We start from the raw sequence: 26150 nt of genomic DNA, 5'->3' as shown, positions 1-26150 counted from the left end.
TGATCCTCAAAAGCCGTTTCCGCGACGGCGCCGATTGGTTCTCTGCCGGCACCCCCGCGGGGTCCGGATCGCCAGCATGTCCCGCGGCCGGAGCCGTGCATGGCACGCTGGTTGGGAGCACTATGGAGTTGCGGTATGGGGGAGGAAATACATCCTTCGCATAGGTCCGATTGCGCGCCAACCCGCCGCGTTGTATAGCTACGGGCCGATGCCGCATCCATCAGGAAACCGTTTCGGCATCCGCTTTGATGGGGAATAGCATCCATGACCACGCCCAGCGAAGCCCAGCCTGCCTCGGGGAAATACGATCTGGCAGCCCGGCTGATCGGCTGTGCCGGACGCGCGAATTTCGAAGCCGAACTGGCCAGCGCGCTGAAACAGCATCTCGCCATCGACGCCAGCTTGCTGCTCATCTACCACAGGGATCGCAGCCCGCGACTGCTGTTCCATGACTGGACGACGAAACGTGGCGTCCTCGGCCTGCAGAAGTATCTCGGCGGCCCTTATTTGCGGGATCCATTTTATGGCATTGCAGTCGAGGAGCCCGTGGACGGCCTCTACGCGCTGAGCGAAGTCGCGCCCTCCAACTTCACGCACACGCAATACTATCAGGAATATTATCGCGACGCGGGCTTCGGCGACGAGTTCAACTATCTCTTCAGGATGGACGAGCGCGTGACCTTCGCCATATCGCTCAGCCGCCAGGCGAACAACGCGCCGTTCGATGCCCATGACGAAGGAATCCTGCGGGAGCTTGAGCCCTTGCTGCGCTCGGCCGTTACGCGCCATTGGAGCGACCTCAATCCGGCGGCCGGCAAGCGGTCGGCAAATCCGCTGGGGGTCGCCTTGCAGCACGCCATGATGCGCTTCGGCTCCAGCATCCTGACCGAGCGCGAGTGCGAAGTCGCGCGGCTGATCCTGCGCGGCTATTCGCTGAAGGGGGCGGCGGAAAAGCTGTCGATCTCGGAAACCACGGTGAAGCTCCACCGCAGCAATCTCTACGCCAAGCTCGACATCACCTCGCAGACCGAGCTGTTTTCGTTGTTCATCGAATCCGTGTCGTCGGCGCCCAATCTCTACGACGACCCGCTGGAGCACTATCTGAACTGAGACGTCCGAGGCCCGGCACCCGGCTGAGGAGCGCGGGACGCCAGGCTGTCGGCACGGCCGATGTTCTCAGCCGCGATGGATCGATTTGACTTCGAGGAAGTCCTCAAGCCCAAACTTGCCGCCTTCGCGGCCGTTGCCCGATTGCTTGTAGCCGCCGAAAGGGCTGCCGTAGCGGCGGCCGGCGCCGTTGACGTGGATCATGCCGGCCCGCAGCCGCGGGATGACGCGGCCGATGCGCGCCTCGTCGCCGCTCTGCACATAGGCAGCCAGGCCATAGGGCGTGTCGTTGGCCAGTGCGATCGCGTCCTCTTCCGTGTCGAACGGGGTGATCGACAGGACAGGCCCGAAGATTTCGTCGCGGAAGACGCGCATGTCGGGCCTGACGTCGGCAAAGACGGTCGGGCGCACGAAATGGCCGCTTGCGAAGCCTTCGGGCTTGCCCGGACCACCGACCAGTAGCCGGGCGCCTTCATCGATGCCCGCGCGGATGAGGGTCTGGATGCGCTCCCATTGCTGCGCATTGACGACCGGGCCGATATGCGGCCCTTGCTGAACCGGGTCTCCCACCTGCGCCTCGCGTCCGGCCGCTTCGGCAGCAATGATGGCGCGCTCGTAAACCGAGCGCTGCACCAGCATGCGGGTCGGAGCGTTGCAGGACTGGCCGGAGTTGTTGAAGCAATGCTGAACGCCACGACGCACCGCCGCCTCGATATCCGCGTCCTCGAAGATGAGGTTCGGCGATTTGCCGCCGAGCTCGAGCGAAACGCGCTTGACCGTCTCGGCCGCGTCACGGCTGACGGCTATGCCGGCCCGGGTCGAGCCGGTGAAGGACATCATGTCGACATCGGGATGTTTCGATAGCGCCGCCCCCGCGACGGCGCCGTTGCCGTTGACAAGGTTGAAGACCCCGGCCGGGAAACCGGCCTCGTCGATCATCTCGGCATAGAGCAGGGCGCTGAGCGGCGTGAACTCGCTGGGTTTCAGAATGCAGGTGCAGCCGGTGGCCAGCGCCGGGATCACCTTGAGGGCGATCTGGTTCACCGGCCAGTTCCAGGGCGTGATCAGCCCGCAGACGCCGATCGGCTCGCGCAATACCGTCTCTCCGTTCGGCAGGACCTCGACGGGCCGGTGCTCGCGCAGAGCATCCATGAAGGCCTGCAGGTGGCCGGTGCCGACATCGGCCTGCTGCTCGTAGGACATGGTGGCCGGAGCGCCGAGTTCCAGGGTGATCGTCTCGGCCATCTCGCGGTAGCGCCGCCTGTAGATGGCCTGCAGCCTTTCAAGCAGCGTCAGCCGCTCGGAGAGCGGCGTCAGCGAATAGGTGGCAAAAGCCCGCCGCGCAGCCGCGACGGCGGCATCGACATCCTCGACGCTCGCCAGGGAGATGGTAGCGACCGGCTGCAGCGTCGCCGGGTTGACCACGTCGAAAACCTCGCCGCCCTTCGGCGCGACCCATTGTCCGTCGATATAGAACTTGCGTGTGTCGATCATACCTGCGTCCAATCCTTGTTGTCGTAGAGGAGAATGGCGTTGAGCAATGCCTGGGCGCCGGCCGCGCATTGCGTGAAGGTGATGCTCTCGGCCTCATTGTGGCTAAGGCCGTTGAGGCAGGGTACGAAAATCATCGCCGTCGGCACGATGCGGCCGATATTGGCGGCGTCATGGCCGGCGCCGGAATGGAGATCGAGCGTGGACAGCCCTGCACGCGCCGCGCCCTCGCGCACGGCATCGACGCAGGCAGGATCGAAATGGACGGCCGGACTGCGCCAGACCTCGGAGCAGGTCACGTCGAATTCCGCCGGCAGGGCCGCGACCGAAGCCTTCAATGCGGCTTCCATCGCATCGACCACCGCATCCTGCGGATGGCGCAGGTCGACACTGAAGCGCACCCGGCCGGGAATGACATTGCGCGAATTCGGGCCGCTTTCGATGAAGCCGACGGTGGCGACCGAGGCCGAATGAGCATCGGCGAGCGATTGCACCGTAAGGATCATGCGCGCTGCCAGCGCCAGCGCGTCGCGGCGCATGGCCATTGGCGTCGAGCCGGCATGGGCTTCCGTGCCGCCAATCTCGATATCGTACCAGCGCATCGCCTGCACGCCGAGCACGACACCGATCTCCTTATTCGCGGCTTCCAGCGCCGGGCCCTGTTCTATATGCAGCTCGAACATGGCGCAGAACCGCACCGCCCCGGCCGGCGCGGGTCCGCGATAACCGATCGCCTCCAGCGCCTCGCCGAAGGTGACGCCGTCCTCGTCCCGCCGCGCGTCGGCATAGGCGCGGTCGAACAGGCCGGCATAAACGCCCGAGCCCAGCATTGCGGGCGAAAAGCGCGCGCCTTCCTCATTGGTCCAGTTGACGAGCAGGATGGGATGGCGGGTACGGTAGCCGGAAGCCTTCAGGCTGCGCAGTACTTCGAGACCGGACAGCACGCCGAAAATGCCGTCGAACTTGCCGCCGGTCGGCTGCGTATCGAGATGGCTGCCCATGGCGATCGGCGGCAGCGAAGGATCCGTACCGGGCAGGCAGGCAAACATGTTGCCGACCTCATCGATCGTCAGGTCGCAGCCGAGCGCGCGGCAGCGCTCGGCCAGCCAGTCGCGCGCCTGCCGATCGAGGTCGGTGAGCGTCAGGCGTCGTACGCCGCCCTTTTCGGTGCCGCCGATGGCAGCGGTCTCATGGATGTCCGACCATAGCCGGTCGGCATTGATCTTCAAATTCTGCATGGGTCGTAAAATCCAGCGGGCAGAAAGCCGCGCGAAAACGAGCGGCCTCGGCTTGGGAGGTCAGGCTTCGTAGGTGACGCGCCCGTCGCAGAGCGTCAGGACCGGGCGGAGGGTATCGAGCTTGTCGAGGCCGATGGCTTCGATATCGCCCGACAGCATGACGAGATCGGCGAGATAGCCTTCACGCAGGATGCCCTTGCGGTCTTCCATGTATTCCAGCCAGGCGCTGGTGCGCGTATAGGCCGCCAGCGTCTCGGCAAGCGTCAGGCGATGATCGGGCAGGTCATCCCGCCAGACCTTGCGGTTCATGGCGTCGTAGATGCAGCTGATCGGCGCCAGCGGCGAGACGGGCCAATCGGTGCCGAAGACGATGCTCGCGCCGGTATCGACGAGGCGGCGCCAAGGAAAGCAATATTGCCAGCGCGCCTCGCCGACACAGGAGACATAGGGTTCAAGCGGCGTGCCGGCGCTGCCCGGCGGATGGGTCGGCTGCATGGACGCGACAACACCGAGACGCCCGAAGCGCGGCAGGTCGTCGGGATGGACGACTTCGGCGTGCTCGATGCGGTTGCGCCGGTCGCGAGGACCGTTCGCGGCGGCGGCGGCCTCGTAGCCGTCAAGCACCATCCGCACCGCGCCGTCGCCGATGGCATGCACGGCGATCGACAGCCCGAGCCGGTCGGCATTGGCGGCGATCTCGTTGAAATGGTCCTGCGTGAAGAGAGGCTCGCCCTTCCAGCCCGGCCGGTTGGCATAATCATCGACGAAGACGGCCGTCCCTGATTGGGCGACGCCATCCATGAACATTTTCACGAAATCGCAACGCAGCTTGTCCGAAGCGTAACGGTCGCGCCAGACGGCCGCCTTCGCTTCCAGGTCCGAAAGCGGCATGAAACTTTTCATATGGAAGGGAATGCGCACGCGCACCGGCAGACCGTCCGTCTGCTCGATCTCGTCCATGAGTTCGAGCTGGTAGAGATTGCCGTCCATGTTCTGGATCGATGTGATGCCGAGCGAGGCGCAATAGGCAAGACCCTGCCTGAGCACGGCGATATCGGCAACCCGTTCCGTTGCCGTCACATGCGCCGGCTCGCCGCCGGTTTCGAAGCCGAGCCCTTCGCGGCCGCCGGTATCGCCCAGCGCAAAAACCGGCCCCATGGCGTTGATTTCGCGCAACTCGCCATGGGCAAGGCCATCCTTGGCCATCACCACCTCGTTGCCGACACCGACATCGCGGCCTTCGAGCAGCCCGGCCATCTTCAGCGCCAGCGTGTTGGCCCAGCCGGTGTGGTGATCCGGCGCGACGAGGATAACGGGACGGTCCGGGATGATGGCGTCGAGATCGTGACGCGTCATGTTGCGCGTCTCGGAAACGAGCGTGTATTCGGCCGATTTGCCGATCAGCAGCTTGCTGTCGGGCCGTTCGGCGGCGAAGCGCAGCAAGGCCGTCCTGAGATTGTCGAAACCGCGCACGCCGAAGAGCGACAGCGTATTGAGCGCAACCGAACCGCTGAAGATATGCAGATGGCTTTCGTTGAAGCCAGGCAGAACTGTGGCGCCTCCGGCATCGATCCGCCGCGTCTGCGGGCCGACGAAACGGGCGACGTCGACATCGCTGCCGACGGCAAGAATGCGGTTGCCGGAGATGGCGACGGCGTCAGCATGCGGCTGCGTTTCATCCATGGTGAGCACGCGCGCGTTGCGGATGACGATGGAGGCTTGCATGATTGTCCATTCTCGAAATTGCAGGGAGCGAGGTCAGCGGCGGCGGCCCGCCGCCGACCGTCGTGCCGCCTAGAGCTTGCAGTAGGGCGTAACCGGCGCGATGGCGCCGAAACTCTTGACCACTTCGAACTGGCTGCCCTTGGCGTCGACCTTTGCGAAGAACGAATGCAGGACGCAATGATTGTTGCTGGCGTCAACGCGCACGACGCCTTGCGGTGCCTCGAACTCGACGGTCGGCAAGGCCTTCAGTACCTTTGCATCCTCGACGGAGCCGGCCTTGGTGGCCGCCAGTGCATAGAGATGCAGGCTATTGTAGCCGGACTCGCCGATGGTATTGAGCATTTTTTCGGCACCGTAGAGTTTGCGGTAGCTCTCGATGAAGCGCTTGTTCTGCGGCGTGTCGACAGCCATGAAATAGGAATGCGCGGCATAGCTGCCCGCCGCCAGTTCCGGCGTTTCCTGAATCATCACGTCGTCGGAGGGGCCGACCATCGGCGGCTTGATGTCGAAGCTGCGATATTGCTTGAGCTGCGCCAGGCCATCGTTGCCGACAACCATGCTCCACACCAGATCCGGGTTCACATCCTTGATCTTCTGGAAGGCGGGGCCGAAATCCTGGGTGCCGAAGGGATAGAAATCGGCGCCGACCAGCTTGCCGCCGGCCTTGTCGAGCGCGGCGGTGATCGCCTCGGTCATCTTGCGCGGCCAGGCGTAGTCCGAGCCGAGGACGTAGACGCTCTTGCCGACATTCTCGACGATCCACGGCACGACCGGGTCGACTTCCTGTGGAGGGATCGCGCCCATGGCGACGAAATAGGGATCGCATTCGCCACCCTCGAATTGGGTCGGGTAGAAGAACAGCTTCTTGGCGCGCCTGGTGACGGAAAGCGTGGCGCTGCGTTCGACGGAAATGATGTTGCCCATAAGGACGTCGACATTGTCCTGGCCGATCAGCTTGCGGGCCTTGTCGATCGAACCTTTTGTGGTCGTCTGATTGTCCTCGACGATCAGTTCGATCTTGCGTCCGCCGATGCCGTCCTTGGCGTTCAGCTCGTCGGCAGCCATCCGGTAGCAGTTGAGCAGCGTCTCGCCGAGAATCGCCTGCAGCCCCGTGATCGGAATCGACAGGCCGACCTTGACCGTATCGGCGGCGCGGAGAATGCCGGGCGCCCCGAGCCCGGTCGCAGCGAACGCAGCGGCGGCACTCCCCTTCAGCATGGTGCGGCGGGTGATGGAATATTGCATTTGGTCGTTCCCTCTTTTTTGGTTGGCGGATGAATTACAGGGCAAGCAGGCTCTTCAGGAGCGCCTCGTCGCCAAGCTCGCTCGTGGGCACCGAATGCACGACCCGCCCCTTGTCCATGAACAGGCAGCGCGTCGCGGCGTGGCTGACGAGGTCGAGGTTCTGTTCGACCAGCAGCACCGCGATGCCGTACTGGCGCGCAAGGCGCGGAATGAGCTCGCCGATCTCATGGACGATGTTGGGCTGGATGCCTTCGGACGGCTCGTCGAGCAACAGCACCTTCGGTTCGCCGCAGAGCGCGCGGGCGATGGCGAGTTGCTGCTGCTGGCCGCCGGAAAAATTGCCGGCAGGCTCACTCCGCCGCTCCCGCAGCACGGGAAAGAAGGAGAAGATGTCGTCGAACATGTCCTTGCGCGCCCTGCTGCCGGCGGCTCGTGTGCCGACCGTCAGGTTCTCCTCGACCGTCAGCCGGCCGAAAATACCGCGCCCCTGCGGCACATGGGCGATGCCGGAGCGCGCGCGGCGATGGGCGACAAACGCGCTGACGTCCTGGCCTCCGAGACGGATAGCGCCGGAGCGCAGGGCAAGAGCGCCGGCCAATGTCTTCAGCAGCGTCGTCTTGCCGACGCCGTTGCGGCCGAGCACCGCCACGACTTCGCCGGCGCCGACGGTCAGGTCGATGCCATGCAGCACCGGCAGGTGGCCGTAACCGGAGCGGATATCCTTGCAGTCCAGCATCTCAGCGCCTCCCGAGATACACATCGCGAACGGCTTCGTCCGCTTCGATTTCGACAAAGGGCGCTCGCCGGAAGAACTGCCCCTGGTGAAGAACCAGCGTGTCGGTGTCGAGGGCCCGCACGAAGTTGATGTCGTGCTCCACGGCCACGACGGTGCAGCGGTTGCTCAGCCGATGGATCAGCTCGGCGGTGGCGCGCGTCTCTTCCGGCGTCATGCCGGCGGTCGGCTCGTCGAGCAGCAGCAGCTTCGGCCCGGTGGCGATCGCCATGCCGATCTCCAGCCATTGCTTCTCGCCGTGGGCGAGATCGCCGGCAAGATCCAGCCGGCGGCGCGACAGGCCGATAATCTCCAGCATCTCGTCGATGCCAGCCGGCGAACGGCCGCCCCAGAGCGCCACCTCGACATTCTCCGCCACCGTCATCGACGGGAACACCGACGGGATCTGGAACTTGCGGGCGATGCCGAGCCGGGCGATACGGTGCGGCGCAAGACCCGCAATCGCCTGGCCGGCGAAGCGCACCGTTCCGGCGGTCGGCGTGAGCGTGCCGGTGATGATGTTGAGAAAGGTGCTCTTGCCGGCGCCGTTGGGGCCGATGATGCAGGCGACCGAGTTTTCCTTCACGTCGAAATCGACGCCGGAAAGGGCCTGGAAGCCACCAAAGCGCATTCCGATACCTTCGGCTTGCAGCAGGGTTCCGTTCATTGCGCCCTCTCCGTCTTGCGCGCCGCGAAGCGCTTGGCGAAACGCTCCAGCACGTCCGATTGCAGGAAGGCGACGGCGACGAACATCAGGCCGATGATCATGGGCCAGAGCACCGGATTAAGGCTGCTGATCTCCTGCTGGGCGCGCTGCACCAGAACCGCACCGATGACAGGGCCGATAAGCGTGCCACGCCCGCCGATCACGACCCAGGCAACGACTTCGGTGGAGAGCGCAAGACCGATCATGTCGGGAGCGACGACGCCGGAGGCGGATACATAAAGCGCTCCGGCAAGGCCGGCGATCGCTGCCGAGAGGACGAAGGCCGCCGTCAGGCGCGCAGGTGCGTCGTGGCCAAGGGCCGCCGCGCGGATTTCGTTGTCGCCGATCGCCTTGAGCACCTGGCCCCAGCGGCCGCGTGTCAGCAGGCGCAAGCCGGCCAGCAGCAGCGCAAGCGTTGCCGCGACCAGCGCATAGCTTGCGAGATCGCCGGAGAGATCGAAACCCCAGGGGGACAGGGGCGGAATGCCGAGCAGGCCGGTATCGCCGCCGGTCACGGAACTCCAGGCGATGACCGCCTGCTGCGCGATGACCGAAAGCGCGAGCGTGACGATGGTGAAATAGCTGCCGCGCACGCCGCCATAGAAAAGGAAATAACCGACGACCGCTGCCAGCAGCGCCGGCACGAGCATGGCTGCCAGAAGGCCAAGCCATGTCGATGCGACGAGACCGGACGACAGGGTTACCAGCGCCATGGCGTAGCCGCCGGCGCCGAAGAAGGCGGCGTGGCCGAAGCAGAGAATGCCGGTACGCCCCCAGAACAGGTCGAGGCTGACGGCGAACATGGCGAAGATCAGCGCGTCGCGCATGACCGTCAGATCGTAGGAGCCGGCAAAGGCGGGATAGATGGCGAGGAATGCGATACCGACGACGTATACCGTTATCCAGCGATACTGTTTCATGACTGGCGCCCCCGGATGGCGACGATGCCGTAGGGCCGCAGCCGCACCATGACGATGGCGGCGAGAAGCACGAGGGCCTGCGACAGCGACGGATCGAGTTGATAATTGAAGAAGGTCGTCAAGCCGCCGATGAACGAGCTGCCGGCCAGAACCCCGCCGACCGAGCCGGCACCGCCGACGATGACGACGAAGAAGGCGTTGGCGAGGTAGCCGACCCCCATCTGCGGCAGGACCGAGGTCATCGGCGCGATCAGGGCGCCGGCGAGGCCGGCCAGGGCCGCGCCGAAGGCGAATGCCACGGCGAATGTGCGCCGCGTGTTGATGCCGACCGCCTCGGCCATGTCTCTATTCTGGATGACGGTGCGCATATCGAGGCCGAAGCCGGTGCGGCGCATGACGAGATGCACGCCGGCCAGCGCGACGAGCGAGACGGCAATGACGAGAATGCGATGGGCAGGATAGGTGGTGAAACCGAGATCGACCGTACCGGCGAAGGGTGCGGAAACCGGTTTGGCACCATGACCAAACAGGAATTCCAACCCCTGCTGGATGACCAGGCTGGCGCCGAGCGTCGCGAGAATGACCGCTGCCGGTCGCTCGTAGAGATGGCGCAGCACCAGCCATTCGAGCAGGATGCCGGCGACGGCAGCCGTCAAGGGCGCAAACGCGAGGCCAAGCCAGAACGAACCGCCGAGGCTTTGCACGAAATAGACCGTGAACGCGCCGACCGTGACGAATTCGCCGTGGGCGAGATTGGTGATGTTCATCAGGCCGAAACTGATGGTCAGGCCGAGGCCGATCAGAGCCAGCACGCCGATGATGGTCAACGCGTTGAGAACGGCGTTTGCAACAATGTCCACTATGCACCGCCTCGATTTTTCGATGCAGCAAAATCCGCGCTGAGAAGCTGCGTCATTCCCTGTTTCCTCCTAAGGACTATCCTGGCTCCCCTGCCTCGATCGGGACAGTTTCCATGACATGAAGCATAAGGAGGGCGCCCGCGGATGGTAAATACATCATCGGTACAGGATGTCGGCCCATGGCCGGCGCGGGACACGATCGCCCGCGCTCCGGATTTTCCGTCGACGGCCGCTCGGCCGGAAGGACACTGGCCGCGCCGAACCGCTGGAAACAATTTCAATTCGGGAGTGGAGGGCTGTATTGTTTTGTTTGGCGGAGACCCGTTCCGCTCAGGTTTATCGACGGCGGATCGGGGCGCTGAAACGAGGGACGGATTTCACACCCTTCCCTTTGGTCGCGTTGCTGAAACGAAAGCCGGCCGGCGCGATCATCGCCCTGATGGCCATGATGCCGATCGGGGCGATGTCATCGATAGTTACCGTCGGAGCATCCGCCTCCCGTTTGCCGACCCGACGACAGGGGCGGTCGGGGTTTGCAAATGCGCGGCCGCCTTCGTCTGCTCCTGGATTGCGCGGGGAATATCGGCGTCAGCTTGCCAGCCGGTCCTGTGACTTACCGACGATTTCCCGGAAAGTGCCGAAGAATTCGGTTGCGAGCTTCTTGGCGGTGGAATCGATCAGCCGCGCGCCGAGCTGGGCGATCTTTCCGCCGACATCGGCCTTGACCACGTAGCTGAGGATGGTGACATCGGGGGCTTCGGCCTGGAGCGACACATCGGCACCTCCCTTGGCGAAGCCGACGACGCCGCCTTTGCCCTCACCCGCGATCCGATAGGAATGGGGCGGATCGAGGTTCGACAATTGCACCGCGCCTTCGAAGCGCGCCTTGATGGGGCCGATCTTGAGGGAAACGGTTGCGGTCATGTCCGTATCGGAGGTCTTCTCCAGCCTTTCGCAGCCCGGAATGCATTGCCGCAGGATCTCCGGATCGTTGAGCGCCTGCCATACGGCGTCCAGAGGCGCCTCGATCCTTTCGCTGCCACTCATGTCCATGTCGATATTCCCCTTTTCATGATGAGGGACGAGCGCTCGTGTCGCGCTTGCCATGCCTGCGTAACTCTATGATCTCCGCAAGGATCGACAGGGCGATCTCGTCGGGCGTGATTGCCCCCAGATCAAGGCCGGCCGGCGCCTTGACTGCGTCCAGCGCCGCGGGGTCCATGCCCTCCGCGGCGAGCTTCGTCTTCAGCGACACAATCTTCTTGCGGCTGCCGACGAAGCCGCGATAGGCGGCGTTTGCCCCAAGGGCGGCCCTCAGCGCCTTTTCGTCGCCCTTGCTCTGGGTCGAAACGACGATGAAATGGTCCGTCGTCGTACCCGCCGGAATGTCGAAGCCATCGAACACGGCATCGGCATCCGGCGCCTCAGCGAAATCGGCGGCGGGAGCGGCGGCCGTCACATGAAACCCGAAGCGCCGCGCCAGTTCCGACAATGCGATTGCAACCGGGCTCGCTCCCAGGATGACGAGGGACGGGCGCGGCAGCATCGGCTCGATGAAGATATCCATCGTTCCCTTGCTCGGGCAGGCATTCTTGGCGAAACGGACGCCGTCACGGCTTTCGCCCGGCTGAACGCCCAGTTCGGCCAGAAGATTTTCGGGCTGCACCGAAACGAGGCGCGACTGGCCATCGATCAGGGCATCCCGCGCGGCGTTCAAGACCGCGCCGCGTGCGCAGCCGCCGCCGATCCATCCGGCGGCGATCGTTCCATCGGCACGGATCACGGCCTTGGCGCCGGCTTTGGCGGCGGTTGCCGCGACGGTGCGGACGACCGTGGCCAGCACGAAGGCCTCCTCGGCGGACCGCATCCTCGATACCAACTCCATCACATCGACATGGGCGGTCATGATTTGCCTCCCTCAGAGCCTGGCAAGATAGGGTTCGAGAGCGGCGAGGCTCCGCAAGGAATGGGCGGGCGCATGCAAATCGACGTAGGGCAATGCCGCCTTGATACCCGCCGCTTCCGGCGCGTAACCGTCCCAGCCCATCATCGGATTGAGCCAGACGATCCTGCGGCAGCGACGCGCAAGGGCTGCCATTTCCTGCCGCAGAAGCGCCGCGTCTCCGGTCTCGTAGCCATCCGAGACGATCATCACGCAGGTCCGCGAATGGATCGCCTGCCGGGCATAGGCGTGGTTGAAGGTCTGGAGGCATTCGCCGATACGCGTGCCGCCGCCGGCGCCCTGCGCCATCATCGACAGGCGGTCGAGCGCGCGGGCGGCATCCCGTTCTTTCATGGCGTCGGAAACATGGGCAAGCCGCGTGTGGAAAAGAAAGGCTTCCGCCTCACGGAACTCGTCGAGGACGCCATGCATGAAGCGCAGGAATATCGCCGTATAGGCGCTCATCGAGCCGGAGGCGTCGAGCAGCATGACGAGCCGCAGCGGCTTGTCCTTGCGCCGGCGCCGAACGGGGATGATCGGCACGCCGCCGTGGCTGACGTTGCGATGGATGGTGCGCCGCAGATCGAGGCGGTAACCCTTGCGCCGGGCCTGATGCCGGCGCGTCAGGCGGACGCGCATGGCGGCGGCCAGCCGGGCGGCAATGGCATGCGCTCTTTCGACATCGGCCGGATCGGCCAGTTTGCGGAAATCGATGCTTTCAAGGGCCTCCACGCGCGACGCACCCTCCATCCGGGTCTGCCCGCCCGTCCTGCGGTCTTCGGCCGTATCCGGAGCCGGCACCTGATCGGCGAGCGTGGAGCCGTTCCGGGCATCCACACCCTCCGAAGCCCGCGGCTCCCGCGAAAGCCCGGACCCTCCGCCTGAAACCGTCGTTCGCGAGCGGACGTGCCTGCCGAGCCAGAAGGCATCGAACACGCCCTCGAACCGATCCCAATCGGCTTTACGGGCGCAGAAGAGATGCTTGAAGGCCGAGCGCAGCAGATCGGGCTTTTCGACCATATCCGTCTGCATGAGACGCGCGGCGTCCTGCCCCTCCTTCAATCCGACGGCGAACGCATTGTCGCGCAGGGTTCTGAGGAAGGCGCCAAGCCTTGCCGCCACCAGGCGGGAAAACTCGTTCATATCCTCCGACGTCAGAAGCATGTCACAGCAGCTCATGCGACCCTCCCGAGCAGGCGTTCCGTCACCTCGCGGCTGACCCGCATACGGTCCTCGCGGGTTTTCAGCAGGCACATCAGCGTTTCGTGGACGGCTTCCGGCTCGCCATGCAGATCGGCGATGTCGAGGCCGACGAGGACGGCGGCCCAATCCAGGGTTTCGGCCACTCCAGGCACTTTCCTCAGATCTTCCTTGCGGATCTTTTCGACCATGCGCGCGATCTGAAGCGCCAGCGATGCGCCGGCGCCGGATGTCTTCGCCATGATGATGCGCGCCTCGCGGTCCACGTCGGGATAGTCGACATAGTGATAGAGGCAGCGCCGCCGCAGCGCATCGGAAAGCTCGCGCGTTCCGTTCGACGTCAGGACGACATGCGGGATCGATGTCGCCCGCACGGTGCCGAGTTCGGGTATGGATATCTGGAAATCGGACAGCAGCTCCAGCAGAAAGGCTTCGAACTCCTCATCCGCCCGATCGACCTCGTCGATCAGCAGCACGGGCGGCCGCGCCCGGCGGATCGCCGCCAGCAGCGGTCTTTCGAGAAGATAGTCCTCGGAAAAGATCCCTCGCTCGATCTCGGCGGCGTCCGTGCCCTGCCTTGCCTGGATCGCCAGCAATTGCCGCTGGTAGTTCCACTCGTAGAGCGCTGCCGACTGGTCGAGCCCTTCGTAGCATTGCAGGCGGATGAGTTCCGTTTCATGGACGCCTGCGAGCGCCTTGGCCACCTCGGTCTTGCCGACGCCGGCCTCTCCTTCCAGCAGCAAGGGACGGCCGAGCATCTGCATCAGGCCGATGGCGGTGGCAAGATCGCGGTCGGCAATGTAGCCGGCAGCAGCGAGCCGCTCGACGATCAGGCTGCGCGGCATGACGTCCGCCTTGGTCGTCCCCTCTCCTTTTGCGGAGAGGGGACCTTTTGCGTCCTGGGAGGTGGATTGCGCAGACATCGTGGACACTTCCGATCAGGCGATCGCTCCAAGGCGCTTGGCCGCCTGCCAGTTGCGCCAGAAATCGTGCGGCATCTGGATGTGCGTCGAGCCCAGGAAGGAGAAGGCGTCGTTGACCGCATTGGAGAAAGCCGGAACGCCGCCGACATTCGGGCTTTCCCCGACCCCCTTTGCGCCGATCGGGTGATGCGGCGAAGGCGTCACGGTGAAATCCGTTTCCCAATGCGGCGTTTCGACCGCCGTCGGGATGAAGAAGTCCATGAACGAGCCCGTCACGACGTTGCCGTCATTGTCGTAGCGGATCTCCTGGCCCATGGCGATTGCAAAGGCCTCGGTCAGCCCGCCATGCACCTGGCCTTCGATAATCATCGGATTGATGCGGGTGCCGCAATCGTCCAGAGCGTAGAAGCGGCGAACCTTGTAGACGCCGGTATCGACGTCGATGTCCATGACGCAGAGATAGGCGCCGAAGGGATAGGTCATGTTCGGCGGATCGTAGTAGCTGACGGCCTCCAGCCCCGGCTCCAGGCCGGGGGGCGGCGAATTGTAGGCCGCCCAGCAGATGTCCTTCATCGACTTGAACCGCTCCGGCAGGCCCTTGACGCGAAATCCGTCGATATCCCATTCGAGGTCGTCCTCGTGCACTTCAAGCAGATACGCGGCGATCATCTGCGCCTTGGCCTTCACCTTGCGCGCCGCCATGGCGATCGCCGCCCCTGCGACAGGCGTCGAGCGCGAGCCGTAGGTGCCGAGACCGTAGGGGGCGGTGTCGGTGTTGCCCTCCTCGACCATGATGTCGTCGGCCGGAATGCCGAGCTCCGTGGCGATGATCTGCGCCCAGGTCGTCTCGTGGCCCTGCCCCTGGCTTTTCGTGCCCATGCGGGCAATGCCGGCGCCCGTCGGGTGCAGCCGGATCTCGCAGCTGTCGAACATGGCGATGCCGAGGATATCGCAATTCTTCGACGGCCCCGCGCCGACGATCTCGGTAAAGAACGAGACGCCCAGGCCCATGATCTCCCGCGTTTCGCCACGCTTGAACGCGGCGCGTCTTTCGGCCTGTTCACGGCGGAGACCGGCATAGTCGACCGTCTCCATCATCTTCCGCATGGCCGTATGATAGTCGCCGGAATCGTATTCCCAGCCGAGAGCCGAATGATAGGGAAACTGCTCCGCCTTGATGAAATTCTTCAATCGCAGCTCGGCAGGGTCCATGCCCAGTTTCTGGGCAAGGATATCCATGCCCCGCTCGATGCAATAGGCAGCTTCCGTGACCCGGAACGAGCAGCGATAGGCAACGCCGCCGGGCGCCTTGTTGGTATAGACGCCATCGACCGCCAAATGGGCCGTCGGAAAATCATAGGAGCCGGTGACGATGTTGAAGAAGCCGGCCGGCCATTTCGATGGATCGGCGCAGGCATCGAAGGCGCCGTGATCGGCCAGCACATGCACGCGCAGCCCGGTGACCTTGCCCTCCTTGGTGGCGGCGATCTCGGTCGTCATGTGATAGTCGCGGGCAAAAGAGGTGGAGGTCAGGTTCTCGATCCGGTCCTCGACCCATTTCACCGGTTTTCCGGTGACGATGGAGGCGACGGCAGCGCAGATATAGCCGGGATAGGCACCCACCTTGTTGCCGAAACCGCCGCCGATATCGGGAGCGATCACATGGATCTTGTGTTCGGGGATCTTGGCGATCAGCGCGACGACCGTTCGGATGACATGCGGCGCCTGGAACGTGCCCCAGATCGTCAGCTCGCCCTTGACCTTGTCGAAGGAGCAGACGCACTGGCAGGTTTCCAGCGGTGAAGGGTGTGTGCGGTGATAGGAGATCAGCTCCTTGATCGTCACCTCGGCCTTGGCGAAGGCCGCATCGGTCAGGTCCTTGTCGCCCACGGTCCATTCGAAGATGTGATTGGGATGCTTGCGCGGCCCATGCGCGCCGTCCTTCTTGTCCTTGATATCCTCGCGCAGAATCGGCGCGTCCGCGTCCATCGAATGGAAGGGATCGACCAGAACCGGCAGGGCCTCGTATTCGACCTCGACCGCATTGATGCCGTCGTCGGCCGCGTAGCGGTCCGTCGCGACGACGAAGGCGACTTCCTGGTTCTGGAACAGCACCTTGCCATCGGCGAGCACCATCTGGACGTCGCCGGCAAGCGTCGGCATCCAGGCGAGATTGACGCCCTTGAGGTCTTCGGCCGTCAGCACCGCAAGAACGCCCGGCACCTTCAGGGCCTTGTCCTTGTCGATCGACTTGATGCGCGCATGCGGATAAGGCGAGCGGACGAAATCTCCGTGCAGCATCCCGGGCAACTTGACGTCGTCGACATAGTTGCCCTTGCCTTGCGTGAAGCGGATATCCTCGACCCGCTTGCGCTTGCAGCCCATGCCCTCGAGCTTGGCCTCGCGCTGCTCGCGTGTAACGATGATCTCGTTCATTCTGCGGCCTCCTTGAATTCCGTGCCGTTGATCTTGGCGGCGGCGTATTGGATGGCCTTGACGATGTTCTGGTAGCCCGTGCAGCGACAGAGATTGCCGGCGATGCCGAAGCGGATCTCCTCCTCGCTGGGATTCGGGTTTTCCTGAAGCAGCCGGTGGGCGCGCACGATCATGCCGGGCGTGCAGAAGCCGCACTGCAGACCGTGCATCTGGCGAAAGCCCTCCTGCAAGGCCGAAAGCGTGCCGTCGGGATTGGCCATGCCTTCAATGGTGGTGATCTCGGCTCCCTGTACCTGAACCGCAAAGACGGTGCAGCTCTTGACCGACATGCCGTCGAGATCGATGGTGCAGGCGCCGCAATGCGTCGTCTCGCAGCCGATATGGGTTCCAGTCAGGGCCAGGGTCTCGCGGATGAAATGGACGAGCAGCGTTCTCGGTTCGACGAGGCCCTCGACCTCGGCGCCGTTTACCTTCATCGTCACATGCGTCTTTGCCATCGTCGTCTCCTCACGCGGCCCGGGCGGCGGCGCGTTTCAGCGCGCGCACGACCATGATGCCGCCAACATGTCTTCGATATTCGGCAGGCCCGCGTCCATCGGCGGCCGGCTGCATGATCGCCTGCGCAAGCTGGGCCGCCTTCTGCAGGCTCGCCTCGTCGAGACTCGTTCCGACAACCGCCGCGGCAGCATCTTCGGCAAGCAGCGCGGTCTCTGAAAGGTTGGTAAGGCCGATACGACAGCTTGCGACCTTGCCGCCGGAGAGGGTGAGCACGACGGCAGCGGCCGCAGTCGCATAATCCCCGATCTTGCGCTTGAGCTTCTCGTAGGCGTAGCCGTGTCCCTCTGCCGGTTGCGGGATGACGATCTCCGTCAGCAGCTCTCCGGGCTCCAATGCCGTGAAATAGGCCCCTTGATAGAAGTCGGCGGCGGCGATTTCACGCCGCCCGCTCGGCCCGTCGAGACGATAGCGTGCATCGAGGGTGAGCATCAGCGCCGGCATGTCATTGCCGGGGTCGCCGTTTGCGACATTGCCGCCGATCGTGCCGCGATACCGCACCTGCGGGTCGGCAATCAGCAGCGCCGTCTCCTTGAGGATCGGCAGCAAGCTCGAGATCTCCGGAGAGACCACAAGGTCGTGCTGCGTCGTCATCGCGCCGATGACGACAAGATCGCCTTCGCGCCGGATGCCCCTAAGGGCCGCAATGCCGTGCAGATCGATGAGATGCTCGGGCGCGGCAAGCCGCAGTTTCATCATGGGTATAAGGCTATGCCCGCCCGCAAGCGGCCGTGCCTCGTCGCCAAGTTCGGAAAGAAGCCTGATCGCATCGGCCACGCTTTCCGGCCGATGGAAATCGAATGCGCCCGGTATCATGATCTTCCTCCCGTTCGATCGGAGCACGACGCAAATCGAGCATTTCCCTTGCCGCCGGTGCAGGCAAGGAGAGGAGGGAAAATCAATCACCAAGGGTTGAGTTTCGCACGAACGGCGGTATTCGGCGCACGAACTGCGTCAGGCCGGCTGGCCTATCTCGAAGCTTTCGTCGTCTCGCCCCTGGCAAGACCGAGGCGGGACTTCAGCTCCGCTATCTTGGCGCGACTGACCGGAACCAGGTGAGGAACGACGCCATCCAGTTCCACCATGGCCCCATCCCCTTCCCTGCGGATGAAGGTGATATGCGGCACCGCCACGATATGGCTGCGATGGACGCGCATGAAGATATCGGGACAGAGCTGCGCCTCCGCCTCGGAAATCGGCCATGGACACATGCGTTCGCGCTGGCCGTCATGGACGAGCGTGTAGTGGGCGTCGGCGCGGATGCTGCGGATCTCGACGGCGTCGATGAATTGCGTCCCGTTCGCCGCCTCGATCGGCACCCGCGTCGCCGTCGAACGCTGCGGTGGCTGGCCGAGGCCCGCAAGCGGGCCGACGATCGTCCGGGGCCGAACGACCGGCGGATGCTCCTCCTCCGGCCCGCTCCCGTCCTCACCGGACACGATCTCTTGATCGGCGGGGACCGCAGCGGGCCGCTGGCGGGCTTCCGGCACGAGAAACAGCAGAAAGCCGACGGTGATCAGGAAGCACAGCAGCGCGACGATCAGCGCCAGCACCTGCGGCGAGGCCGTCAACCCATCCATCGCCATGGCATGATCCATGCCGCCGGCGGGTCGGAAATGCATGCCGTACATGGCGGTGTAATGCATGCCCGAAACGGCGATGCCGAAGGCTACCGCGCTGAAGGCAAGCCTGAAGCCGCCATGGCGCGCGAGATAGATCCGCAAGCCGCCATAGGCGGCAACGATGGCGATGACGACGGAAAGCGCGACCATCCCGTAGTCGTGCTCGATGCCGAAGTGGCCGGCAAGGCCGTGAATGCCGACATAATGCATGGAGGCAATGCCGAGCCCGAGCAGGAGCGCCGACGCGAGGATCCGCAATCGCGAGGGCTCGCCGATGCTGACGAAATAGAGGGAGACGCCGACGACCAGCGCGCAGATCAGGAAGGACACCACGGTCGGAAGCACGAGATAGACGGCATCGGCCGGCATCGGCGCAGCCAGCATGCCGATGAAATGCATCGTCCAGATGCCGAACGCCAGAAACGCCGCGGCGCCGGCAAGCATCAGCCTGCGGTTGACCGAAGGCGAACTGCGGATGCGGGCGGCCAAGCCGAAGCCGGTATAGCCACCCATGATCGCGACCGCTATCGAAAGCGCCACGAGAAACGGATCGTGCCCAGCGAACATGACATCTGCGGTCGCGCCTTCTCCTCCACGGGCGCGGCCTCTCCTATGGATAAAGGTTATATCCGCGCCCGCCACATTGACAAGCGAGGACTTCCGCAGGAACCGGCCGATCACGGTTCAGATGGCGAGCGCATATGGCGCCGACTCGGATTGCAGATACTCCAGCATCTGCATGATCCCCGTTTCCAGGCTGATCGACGGCGTCAGTCCGTAGGATCTTTGAAGGGCCGTATCGCCGCAGCGGTAAAAAACGCCTTCGGGACGGCTCGACCGGCCGACGACGGCTGGCTGCCAGCCGATCTGCCGGCAGGCGGTCTCGGCCAGCTCCATGAAGGAGGTGGCAATGCCGGTCGAAAGATTGAGGCTCGCGCCGTCGGGAAGCAGTTCCTTCGTCCGCCAGATGAACTCGATACAGTCGGAAATGTGGATGAAGTCGCGGCACTGCCGGCCCGAGCCCCAGACGAAGACTTCCGCAGCCCCTCTTTCCGCCAGCAGGCGGCGGCAGATCGCCGGGAAAGGATAGGCAAGATCCTGATCCTCGCCATAGCCGCTGAACGGCCTGTAGGCGATGGCCCTCCGGCCGTAGCGCTCGACATAGAGCTTCATCAGGTACTCGCCGGTCAGCTTTGCCCAGCCATAGCTGAGATCGGGCACGCCGACGGCAGCGTCGAAGTTGATCATGTCCTCCGACAGCAGCCGATGATTCTCGGCTGTCTGCAGCGATACCGGATAGGCCGCGCTGGAGCTGAAGAAAACCACCGAACCGGGATTGGCCCGCGACGCCCACTGCCATAGCGCCGCATCGACCGCCAGATCCTCTGCGACATCGAGCGCCTGCGTCTCCAGCGTCACGCGGCCGCCGACCAGCGCTGCCAGATGGAAGACATAGTCAAAATGCTCGGCCGGACGGGCAAAGAATGCGCGGCAGTCTTCCTGGAGAAAGACGAAGCGGGAGCGCCCGAAACCCTGCCACAGATCGGGATGAAGCGCTCCTGTCCCGGCGACCAGTGAATCGACGCAGACGACGTCGAGCCCTTCGGCAAGAAGCCGACGGACAAGATGCCGCCCCACGAACCCGCAGCCGCCCGTCACCAAAGCATGTGCCATCATCCACCCCCACTAATGCGCCAGAAAACCGCTGCGCCCCATATAGATGTCCACCATGCGACGCGCCCATTCCGCTCTGCTCGGCGCGATGCGTTTGCCAAGTGCAAATGCTCCTTCGCTCAGTCTTCGCATGAGATGGTCGTCGTCGGTCTCGGCCAATTTCTCGGCCAGCGAATCCGCATCGCCGCTATCGAAAACCAGGCCGGCCCCGTTGCTCGCGACTTCCGCCGCTATCAGCGCATTGCTGCTGACGATGACCGGGATGCCGGACATCAATGCCTCGGCCGCAACCAGGCCATAGGGCTCGGGCATGCGCGAGGGCATGACGAAAACGCGCGCCTCCCCGGCAAGCCTTGTCACCTCTTCATCGCTCAGCCAGCCAGGCACGAAGCAATGCGGGAGCGCCTGCTGCATCTCCGCAAGCAACGGTCCGCGCCCGATGAGCCTTGCCGTTCGCCCCGTTTTGTTAAGCGCGTCCGCCAGTGTCCGCACCCCCTTTTCCCAGCACATGCGGCCGAGAAAGACTGTATGGCGGTTGCGCCACGCCGCCACCGGTCCCTGCGTCAACGGCTCCGTCGGTGTGCGCAAGGTCGTGAAGTGCTGCAGCGGGCCGGAGCGCAGATGCGCTTCCATGTTTTCATGCGCCAGCACGATGCCGACGCGGCTCCAGAACTCCTCGCCCACGCCCTGCTGGGTCAAGGCCCGGCGGAAACGCCAGAGCTTGTGGAAATAGCTGCGCTTGTCGCAATTGGTCGTCAGGCATGCGGCGGATAGCGGCTTGACCGTGCAGACATGGCCGCTGCGGAAATTGATAAGCCCTCCGTTGGGACAATTCAGGAAGAAATCGTGCGCCGTAACGATGACTTTGGCCTTGTGCTTGGCCAGCGCGTAGAAGATCGAGGGAGACAGGATCTGCGACCAGCCGTGCACATGGACGACGGTCTCCTCGTTCGATTCCCGAAGCAACCCTTCCATCGCCTCATAGGCGCGTCTGTTGTAGCTCTTCGCAAAGACATCGGCGACTGTCGGGCCCTCCCGAAGAGGCCGCTCGCCCAGCGCAACGGTGCGGATTTCGGCAAAGCGGGGCTTCAGGCCTTCGCCATCGTCGCCGACCAGCATGGCACAGGTCAGGCCTGCGTCACGGCTCGCCTCAAGACATTGCAGCGCCACCTTGGTCGCGCCACCGCGAACGGTCGAAACATCGTTGACAAGTATGAGACGCATGGATCAGCAACTCGCCCGCTTGTGTTATCGGGGCCTAACGAAAGAAACCGCCCTTCTACGTCTCGCCCCGATACATAAGGCGCCCGAATGCGGCCGCTTTTCAATTCATCCATTCGCACGATGGCATCCGCTTTCAGATTGAATTCATGGGCTTCCATCGGTTCGACGGGCAAGAACGTCGATTGCGCACTTACCATTGGGCCCATTCTGTCCGAGCGGTCTGCACGACGACGGAAATGTGGCGGGGCGGCCGATATCCGGCAGCAGGCGAGCAGACAGGCCGCTCGCGCTTAGAAGCCGGTCCCGAGACCGGCATCGTTGCTTCCGTCAGACTTTCCGGGTCTTGCGCCCAGCCGTGAGGCCGGCCGGAGCGGCAACGGATGCGCGCTTGACAAGGGAGCATTCGAGCTTGGTGATCTGGTAGCGGCGCTCGCGCGGCAAGACAGCGGTTTCGAGATGCTCGATCGCCCATTGGCCCATGGCCATGTGGGGAAGCACGGACGTCGTCAGCGGCGGCACGAGATGGCGGCAGATGTCTTCATCGTCATAGCCCATGACCGACATGTCCTCGGGAATGCGAAGCCCGGCTTCCTTGAGCGCTTCATAGCATCCGATGGCGGTGCGGTCGTTCTGGCAAAAGATCGCGGTCGGGCGCTCGGCGAGCGACAATAGCTTCATCGTTCCGGAATAGCCGGCGCTCGCCGACCAGTCGCCCTCGATGACCAGCTCCGGATCGAAGGGAATGTCCGCCGTCGCCAGGGCCCGGCGATAACCGGTGAGACGATCCTGTGCTGCCTGCATCCATGGCTCGCCCGTGATCGTGGCGATGCGATGGTGGCCGTGCGAGATCAGATGCCGGGTCGCCGTCTGGCCGCCGGCTATCTCGCTTGGAACGACAGCCGGAAAGGCGTAGTCGGACGTATAGCAATTCAGAAGGACGATCGGAATGTTGAGGTCGTAGAGATAGTCCGGAACCTCGACTTCGCGGGTGAAGATCGTCATGTAGATGAGCGCGGAGATCCCGCTGTTGCTCAAGGCCTGAAGCGCTCTCGGCTCCATGATCGGATCGCTCATGGTTTGCGCGACGAGCAGCACGTTCCCGGCATTCCAGGACGCCTGGCGCGCGCCCTCGATCGCAACGACCGCCTCCGGGCTGGTGGCGAGCTGATCGACGGCAAAGCCGATCACCCCGTCCAGCTGCGAGGGAGACAGAAGCGCAGGCGGAGTGGAAAGCACCGGCGCGACGTAGCCGAGCTGGCGGGCAGCCTCGATCACCTTGTCGCGGGTCTGCTGCGACAGGCGCATGCCCGGCGTATTGTTCAGGACGAAGGATACCGCGGTCTGCGAGCAACCGGCGGCCTTGGCGATATCGGTCATCGTGACCCTGGCGCCGGGGCGGCGGCCGTTTCGCTTCGAGCCCCGGCTGTCGTCGGCCGTCTGATCGCCGTTTGCGGCCGATATCTTCTTCATGATTGCGTCTCATCTCCCGTGAAACGAGGCCGGCCAACGGATCCCACCACCGGCTTCGCTAATATTTATTATCACCAATGGAGCGAGTTCGGCAACTGGTGCGATGATAAATTGGGAGATCACCCACAAATTTACAGCGACATGCCACTGGAATAACACGGGAAACGACGCTTTCCCCGCTATGGCGCGCGTCCAACGCCGATTTGTATTACTAATTCTATTTACTAATCGAAATTAGTCGTATACCGTTGCGTTGTGGTTGGACGTGCCGCATCTCGCTTGGCGAGAAACCCTTGGAGGGGGTGCAGGACGATCCGCCGCGATTTGCAACTAGATCCCGCCAGCGGGTCTATGGGAGGATGATCATGAAGTATCTAAGACGAGGTGCTGCCGCCTTTGCGGCAGGGCTGATGCTAAGCTATGCATCGGCAACCTACGCCGCCGACAAGCCGACGCTCGCATTTGTGGTCAACGGCGCATCCGACTTCTGGAAAGCCGCCGAAGCCGGCGTCAAGAAGGCCCAGGCCGAACTGCCTGACTTCGATATGGAACTGAAGTATCCCGAGCAATCCTCGGTCGCCATCCAGCAGCGACTGATGGAAGACCTCGTTGCCGCCGGCGTCAAGGGGATCATGGTTTCCGCAGTCGATCCCAAGACCTCGACCGACGGATTGAACAAGATCGGTTCGGAAACCGCGCTGTTTACCACCGACAGCGACGCGCCCGACACGAACCGCGTCGCCTATATCGGCTCTTCGAACGTCGATGCAGGCAAGCAGGCGGCCGAAATCGCCAAGAAGGCCCTGCCGAACGGCGGCAAGTGCATCGGCTTCGTCGGCCTTCTCGGCGCCGACAATGCCAAGGAGCGCATCCAGGGCATGAAGGACGGCATAGCCGGCACGAAGATCGAACTGGTTGACGTGCGCGGCGACGACATCGACCAGACGAGAGCAAAGAAGAACGTCGAAGACGCACTGGTTGCAAGCCCGGACGTGACCTGCATGGTCGGCTTCTACTCCTACAACACACCGCGCATCTACGAGGCGCTGCGTGAAGCCGGCAAGCTCGGCCAGATCACCGTCGTCGGCTTCGATGACGATCCGATCACGCTCGGCGGCGTCAAGGAAGGCACCATTGCCGGCACCGTCGTACAGCAGCCCTATCTCTGGGCCTACCAGGGCATGAAGCTGATGGCCGCCTATCTGAAGGGCGACAAGTCGGGCATTCCGGACAGCAAGCTGATCATCATCCCGACGAAGATCATCGGCAAGGATGACGTCGACGCCTATGCTGCAAATCTGAAGGCGATGGCTGGCAATTAAAGCCATTCTCCAGCAGCGCCGGTTGCGGCGACCGGCGCTGCTGGATTTATGAAATGCTCACGACGCGACGGCTTCCGAAGCCACACCGCACAGGCACGATACTCGTCATGATTGAACGATCGGATACACTGGCAGCGCCGAAAGCCACGGTGCCTTTTCTGAGCCTCTCGGGAATTGGCAAGACCTATCCTGGCGTGGTGGCGCTCGATAATTTCTCGATGGATGTCGCTCCCGGCGAGGTGATCGGCCTTGTCGGCGAAAACGGCGCGGGCAAATCGACGCTGATGAAAATCCTCGGTGGCGTCGTCAAGCCGGACCGCGGGACCATTCGCCTCGATGGAGCCGAGCAGGGCGCCTTCACGGTCGAAAGCAGCATCGCCTCGGGCATAGCCTTCGTCCATCAGGAACTCAACCTGTTTGAGAATCTCGATGTCGCTGCGAATATTTTTCTCGGCCGCGAGCCGCTGCGGGGCGGCTTTCTGAAGCTGGTCGACCGAAGCCGCCTGCGCGACATGGTGGCCCCTCTGTTGAAGCGCGTCGGCGCCAATTTTTCACCGGATACGCCGGTGGCTTCGCTCTCGCTCGCCCAGCAGCAGATGGTCGAAATCGCCAAGGCGCTCTCCATCAATGCCCGCCTCGTCATTCTCGACGAGCCGACGTCGAGCCTGCCGCTGGCCGAAACGGAGAAGCTCCTGGCCGTCATATCGTCGCTGAAGGCGGACGGCATCAGCGTGATCTTCATTTCGCATCGACTGCATGAAGTCGAACGCGTCGCCGATCGCGTCGTCGTGCTGCGGGACGGAACTCTGGTCGGCACATTGCCCAAGGAGTCGATCGATCACGACCGCATGGTAAAGCTGATGATCGGCCGCGCATTGGCCGCACGCTCGATAGAAGCCGCCCGGCCGCCGGGTGAGGTCGCGCTCAAGATTTCCGCAGTCCAGACCGCCGCCTATCCGATGCAGCCGGTCCATCTGGATATCCGTTACGGCGAAATCCTGGGTCTCGCCGGCCTCGTCGGCTCGGGCCGCACAGAGCTTGCCCGCGTCCTCTTCGGCATCGACCAGAGCTACGGCGGCAACATCGCGCTTGGCGGGCAGGATCTGAAGCTGAGATCCGCCCGGGACGCCGTCGCCAACGGCATTTTCCTCGTGCCCGAAGACCGCAAGCTCAATGGCATCCTGCTCGATATGCCGATCTCGCAGAACATATCCCTGCCCAATCTTCCGGCCTATGCGCGCCGCTCCATGGTTTCGCCGGAACGCGAAAATACAGCGGCCGAAAGCCAGCGCCGGCAGCTCGGCATCAAGGCGCCATCGATCTCGACCCGCACCGGCACGCTTTCAGGCGGCAACCAGCAGAAGGTCGTGCTCGCCAAATGGCTGGCGATGCATCCGAAGGTGCTGATCTTCGACGAACCCACCCGCGGCATCGATATCGGCGCGAAAAGCGAAATCTACAGCCTGATGCGCAAGCTCGCCGATGCCGGCGTGGCGATCCTGATGATCTCGAGCGACATGGAGGAGGTCATCGGCGTCTCCGACCGCATCGCGGTCATGCACGAGGGCCAGATATCCGGCATTCTGGATAAGGATCAGTTCAGTCAGGAAAACGTGCTTTTGCTGGCCGTCGGCAAGACGCTACACTAGGGCGGTTCGGCTATCCATGGGATCTCTGAACCGCCCTATCTCCTTGTTTTAAGCAATTCCGGACGGAAA

Annotated in this window: 22 protein-coding genes; 3 read left to right on the top strand and 19 right to left on the bottom strand. The window is 63.7% G+C overall.

From position 1 onward, the window contains the following. Positions 1–264: 264 nt before the first annotated feature. Positions 265–1110 carry a helix-turn-helix transcriptional regulator gene (locus GR212_RS18670; RefSeq protein WP_163988136.1) on the top strand — a complete coding sequence of 282 codons (846 nt, stop codon included), beginning with the start codon at positions 265–267 and terminating at the stop codon, positions 1108–1110. 66 nt (positions 1111–1176) lie between these two features. Here the strand turns inward: GR212_RS18670 and GR212_RS18665 are convergent, their stop codons facing one another. From GR212_RS18665 to GR212_RS18575, 19 genes are all read right to left on the bottom strand, one after another. After that, positions 1177–2601 (bottom strand): aldehyde dehydrogenase family protein, encoded by a 1425-nt coding sequence (locus tag GR212_RS18665; protein WP_163988135.1) that lies wholly within the window; start codon positions 2599–2601, stop codon positions 1177–1179. Beyond that, positions 2598–3836, bottom strand: a complete 1239-nt coding sequence (locus GR212_RS18660) for a Zn-dependent hydrolase (RefSeq protein ID WP_163988134.1) — start codon at positions 3834–3836, stop codon at positions 2598–2600. Before GR212_RS18660 ends, GR212_RS18665 begins: the two co-directional genes overlap by 4 nt. A 60-nt stretch (positions 3837–3896) precedes the next feature. Further along, complete coding sequence (locus GR212_RS18655; protein ID WP_163988133.1) at positions 3897–5561, bottom strand: amidohydrolase; 1665 nt, start codon at positions 5559–5561, stop codon at positions 3897–3899. A 69-nt stretch (positions 5562–5630) separates the two neighbouring features. Then, entirely contained in the window at positions 5631–6806 is a 1176-nt protein-coding gene (locus GR212_RS18650; protein WP_163988132.1) for a substrate-binding protein, read from the bottom strand. A 34-nt stretch (positions 6807–6840) separates the two neighbouring features. Beyond that, positions 6841–7542 carry an ABC transporter ATP-binding protein gene (locus GR212_RS18645; RefSeq protein WP_163988131.1) on the bottom strand — a complete coding sequence of 234 codons (702 nt, stop codon included), beginning with the start codon at positions 7540–7542 and terminating at the stop codon, positions 6841–6843. Between the two features lies 1 nt (position 7543). Further along, the gene (locus GR212_RS18640; protein ID WP_163988130.1) at positions 7544–8245 is read right to left on the bottom strand and encodes an ATP-binding cassette domain-containing protein; all 702 of its coding nucleotides are present in this window, start codon (positions 8243–8245) and stop codon (positions 7544–7546) included. Next, positions 8242–9204, bottom strand: a complete 963-nt coding sequence (locus tag GR212_RS18635) for a branched-chain amino acid ABC transporter permease (RefSeq protein ID WP_163988129.1) — start codon at positions 9202–9204, stop codon at positions 8242–8244. The genes GR212_RS18640 and GR212_RS18635 overlap by 4 nt, the downstream gene beginning before the upstream one ends. Further along, positions 9201–10064 (bottom strand): branched-chain amino acid ABC transporter permease, encoded by an 864-nt coding sequence (locus GR212_RS18630; RefSeq protein WP_348643485.1) that lies wholly within the window; start codon positions 10062–10064, stop codon positions 9201–9203. The genes GR212_RS18635 and GR212_RS18630 overlap by 4 nt, the downstream gene beginning before the upstream one ends. Positions 10065–10652: 588 nt before the next feature. Continuing rightward, positions 10653–11117, bottom strand: a complete 465-nt coding sequence (locus GR212_RS18625; protein WP_204326653.1) for a CoxG family protein — start codon at positions 11115–11117, stop codon at positions 10653–10655. 16 nt (positions 11118–11133) lie between these two features. Next, complete coding sequence (locus GR212_RS18620) at positions 11134–11970, bottom strand: XdhC family protein (RefSeq protein WP_163988128.1); 837 nt, start codon at positions 11968–11970, stop codon at positions 11134–11136. Positions 11971–11982: 12 nt separating this feature from the next. Continuing rightward, a complete protein-coding gene (locus tag GR212_RS18615) occupies positions 11983–13185 on the bottom strand; it encodes a vWA domain-containing protein (protein ID WP_163988127.1) in 1203 nt (400 codons plus the stop codon). Beyond that, positions 13182–14051 (bottom strand): AAA family ATPase, encoded by an 870-nt coding sequence (locus GR212_RS18610; protein WP_163988490.1) that lies wholly within the window; start codon positions 14049–14051, stop codon positions 13182–13184. Before GR212_RS18610 ends, GR212_RS18615 begins: the two co-directional genes overlap by 4 nt. Positions 14052–14144: 93 nt before the next feature. Beyond that, positions 14145–16565 (bottom strand): aerobic carbon-monoxide dehydrogenase large subunit, encoded by a 2421-nt coding sequence (locus GR212_RS18605; RefSeq protein ID WP_163988126.1) that lies wholly within the window; start codon positions 16563–16565, stop codon positions 14145–14147. Next, a complete protein-coding gene (locus GR212_RS18600; RefSeq protein ID WP_163988125.1) occupies positions 16562–17062 on the bottom strand; it encodes a (2Fe-2S)-binding protein in 501 nt (166 codons plus the stop codon). The genes GR212_RS18605 and GR212_RS18600 overlap by 4 nt, the downstream gene beginning before the upstream one ends. A gap of 10 nt (positions 17063–17072) precedes the next feature. Next, positions 17073–17936, bottom strand: a complete 864-nt coding sequence (locus GR212_RS18595; RefSeq protein WP_163988124.1) for an FAD binding domain-containing protein — start codon at positions 17934–17936, stop codon at positions 17073–17075. Positions 17937–18088: 152 nt separating this feature from the next. After that, positions 18089–19309, bottom strand: coding sequence for an MHYT domain-containing protein (locus GR212_RS18590; RefSeq protein WP_163988123.1), 1221 nt, complete (start codon positions 19307–19309; stop codon positions 18089–18091). 117 nt (positions 19310–19426) lie between these two features. Then, the gene (locus tag GR212_RS18585) at positions 19427–20419 is read right to left on the bottom strand and encodes an NAD-dependent epimerase/dehydratase family protein (protein ID WP_246725805.1); all 993 of its coding nucleotides are present in this window, start codon (positions 20417–20419) and stop codon (positions 19427–19429) included. A 9-nt stretch (positions 20420–20428) separates the two neighbouring features. Further along, entirely contained in the window at positions 20429–21640 is a 1212-nt protein-coding gene (locus GR212_RS18580) for a glycosyltransferase family 4 protein (protein ID WP_163988122.1), read from the bottom strand. A 327-nt stretch (positions 21641–21967) separates the two neighbouring features. Continuing rightward, complete coding sequence (locus GR212_RS18575) at positions 21968–23017, bottom strand: LacI family DNA-binding transcriptional regulator (RefSeq protein WP_204326658.1); 1050 nt, start codon at positions 23015–23017, stop codon at positions 21968–21970. Positions 23018–23475: 458 nt separating this feature from the next. On the opposite strand from GR212_RS18575, the gene GR212_RS18570 reads away from it, so the two are divergent. Then, positions 23476–24432: a sugar-binding protein gene (locus GR212_RS18570; protein ID WP_163988120.1), complete on the top strand. Its 957-nt coding sequence runs from the start codon at positions 23476–23478 to the stop codon at positions 24430–24432. 107 nt (positions 24433–24539) lie between these two features. Beyond that, entirely contained in the window at positions 24540–26081 is a 1542-nt protein-coding gene (locus tag GR212_RS18565; protein WP_163988119.1) for a sugar ABC transporter ATP-binding protein, read from the top strand. Positions 26082–26150: the final 69 nt, after the last annotated feature.

The organism is Martinezella lusitana, from assembly GCF_010668395.1.
Taxonomy (GTDB): Bacteria; Pseudomonadota; Alphaproteobacteria; order Rhizobiales; family Rhizobiaceae; genus Rhizobium; species Rhizobium lusitanum_A.
Note: the sequence above shows the minus strand (reverse complement) of the source record. Positions and strands in the feature narration are given on the sequence as shown.